Origin of the sequence: Lactobacillus equicursoris DSM 19284 = JCM 14600 = CIP 110162, assembly GCF_001434815.1 — a bacterium.
GTDB classification, from domain to species: Bacteria; Bacillota; Bacilli; order Lactobacillales; family Lactobacillaceae; genus Lactobacillus; species Lactobacillus equicursoris.
Genome location: NZ_AZDU01000168.1, coordinates 1 through 245, shown reverse-complemented (window position 1 = coordinate 245; position 245 = coordinate 1). Strand labels below are relative to the sequence as shown.

1 pseudogene is annotated in these 245 nt (G+C 44.9%); it reads left to right on the top strand.

The features are described 5' to 3' along the window. A pseudogene (locus FC20_RS09855) lies at positions 1–245 on the top strand (acetate kinase); the annotation flags it as partial.

Here is a 245-nt window from a genome sequence, read left to right as displayed (position 1 = left end):
TAGGACTTTCTGAATTGTCGCCTGATATGCGTGATTTAGAAGAAACCGCTGAATCACGGCCACAATCTCAATTGGCGCTTGATATTTTTGTCAATCGGGTTGTGAAGTATGTTGGTTCTTACGTGGCTTTAATGAATGGCGTAGATACGCTGGTCTTTACTGCCGGCAGTGGTGAGAACGGCAGTGAATTACGGGCCGCCATTTGTGAACAACTCGCTTGCTTTGGTGTAGTATTAGATGAAGAT